Raw genomic sequence first — 2,606 nt, forward strand, 5'->3', positions numbered from 1 at the left:
GCCTCAATACTCATCAAACAAGAAAAAATACAAATCATTCATGCACACGCTACCTCCTGGTTTTTTGGCACACTTTTAAAATGGCTGAACCCTTCGGTGAAATTGGTGTGGCATGACCATTATGGAAGCCGTAAGGAATCGCAAAAAGAGACTAACAGAATTCTAATTTTCTGTTCAAAGTATTTTGATTATTCAATTGCAGTCAATGAAGACTTGATCAAATGGCAAAAGGAGTATTTGAAGAATAAATATAGTTGCTTTTTTCCTAATTTTGTTATCAATGATTCAATCAGCCAAATTTCAAAACGAGGTGATAGCAATTCTAAAATCATTATTTGTGTAGCCAACTTTCGAAAACCCAAAAATCACAAAAATTTAATCAATGCCTTTAATCTGGTATATAAAAACCATCCGGATTGGAAAATATGGCTAGTTGGAAAGGTTTCTAACGATAGTTATTCACACAACATAAATGAAATGATTAAAAATAATTTTTTAGATGGTTCAGTTGAAATTTTAGGGGAGCGAAGCGATGTTTTTGATTTACTAAACAAGGTAGAAATAGGTGTTTTAAGCTCTGATATGGAAGGTTTGCCCATGACTCTTTTGGAATATGCCCTCGCCGGTCTGCCGGTGGTTACCACCAATGTGGGCTACTGTGCAGAAGTGGTTGGGGAGTATGGAAAAGTAGTGCCTCCAAAAAATCCCGAAGCCCTGGCTCAAGCCCTGGAGTATTACATCACCCACCCCAAAAAACGATCTGAAGATGCTGAGCAACTCAATAAGCATGTGCTAAAAAATTATACCGAAGATGCTGTGATTCCTGAAGTTCTGGAACGCTATAAAAGCTTAATTAAAAAATAAGATTTTTACCGATGTAACAATTACCGCTTTTTGGTTACTTACATTTTGTGACAAAACGCTCAATAAAATTCATACATAAAAACCCTATGTTTAAAAAATTCTTTTCGCTGGAATGGAAATCGTTTACACGCTCGGCTTCATTTAAGGCCAATGTGGTTTTAAAAGTGTTTATGGTGCTTGGGGCACTTTATTTTATCGCCGTGTTTTTGATGTTGGGGATTGGAAGTTACTTTATCCTGGAGAAATTAGAACTGGAGCCTTTCCCAACCGTTAACCGATTTTTGATTTATTATCTGGTCATCGATTTGGTCATCAGGTTCTTTTTACAGAAAATGCCGGTGATGAATATCAGACAACTGCTCACCCTGAATATTCCCAAAGGCACCATCGTTAAGTACACTCTTGGAAAAACCATACTGTCCTTTTTCAACTGGGTGCATTTGTTTTTTCTGTTGCCTTTTTCCGGGGTGCTCATCTATCAGGGATTTGATCCCGCGGGAGTGGTTGCGTGGTTTTTTGGTATTTTTGCCTTGCTGTTTTTCAATAACTTCGCTAACATTCTAATCAACAATCAGGACAAATTGTTGTTTGTCATAGGCGGTATGCTCATAGCCGTGGCAAGCCTGCATTATTTTCAAGTTTTTGACCCCACGGTGTACACTGGTCCTTTGTTTCAGGAATTATACAATCAACCGTATTTGGTCATTATTCCAATTGTGTTACTGGGTGTCGTTCTAAGACAAACCTATCATTTTTTTTACAAAAGACTTTATCTGGACTCGGGATTGTCCATCAAACAAAAAGATGCAAAAACCGAACAACTCACCTGGCTGGACCGCTTTGGGTTGATGGGTACCTTCCTGAAAAACGACATCAAACTTTTAAGACGTAACAAGCGGTCGAAAACGACCTTGCTCATCAGTGCGTTTTTTATCTTTTACGGACTGTTTTTCTTTACAGGTGCGATCGAAACTTATGAGGGCCCAATGTGGCGCATATTTGCCGGCTTGTTTGTCACCGGCGGGTTCCTGTTTACCTTTGGGCAGTTTGTACCCAGTTGGGACAGTGCCTACTATCCACTGATGATGAGCCAAAACATTCGCTACCGGGATTATCTCAATTCCAAATGGTGGCTGATGGTTGTGGCTACTGCCGCAGCCACTTTGATTGGCTCGTTTTACCTCTATTTTGGCTGGGAAGTCTATCTGGCATTAATCGTGGGGGCCATTTATAACATTGGTGTAAACGCACATATAGTACTATGGGCAGGGGCTTATGTAAAAACACCCATTGACCTGACACAGAATAAAAATGTATTTGGCGACAAGCAGGCGTTTAACATCAAAAGTATGTTACTGGCCTTGCCCAAACTACTGCTTCCAATGATGCTGTATGCCATCGGGCACTATACACATAGCCCTGAAATGGGGTATTTGATAGTAGCACTTTTCGGTATTTTGGGATTTGCATTTAAGGAAAAGGTATTTTCAATTATTGAGAACATTTATAAAACGGAAAAATACAAGACTTTGGCGGCTTATAGTCAGAGGAATTAGTGGGTAGAGGGTAGTGGTGAGTGTTCAGTGTTCAGTATTGACTTAAGACTTAGGACGGGTTCGAAATGAGAAAAGAGAAAATCCGGAGGTTGAGCGGAGCCGAAACTGGCATTAAACAAGAGAATCTAGAAAAATAAATTTGCGATTTGAAATTTGAAATAAAAAATTTGAAATAAACTATGATAC

At 39.1% G+C, this 2,606-nt stretch carries 2 protein-coding genes; both read left to right on the forward strand.

Annotation, left to right across the window (positions count from 1 at the left end; translation table 11 throughout):
- The coding region (locus tag AC6F75_RS05265) for a glycosyltransferase (RefSeq protein ID WP_500713902.1) at positions 1-864 on the forward strand (864 nt) is incomplete at its 5' end.
- Between the two features lie 86 nt (positions 865-950).
- Positions 951-2,420, forward strand: a complete 1,470-nt coding sequence (locus AC6F75_RS05270; RefSeq protein WP_500713903.1) for a DUF5687 family protein — start codon at positions 951-953, stop codon at positions 2,418-2,420.
- The last annotated feature ends 186 nt before the right edge of the window (positions 2,421-2,606 follow it).

Source organism: Planktosalinus sp. (assembly GCF_059864935.1).

Excerpts from the sequence above, each read along its gene's own strand:
- AC6F75_RS05270 (WP_500713903.1), top strand. The coding sequence starts at position 951 with ATGTTTAAAAAATTCTTTTCGCTGGAATGGAAATCGTTTACACGCTCG.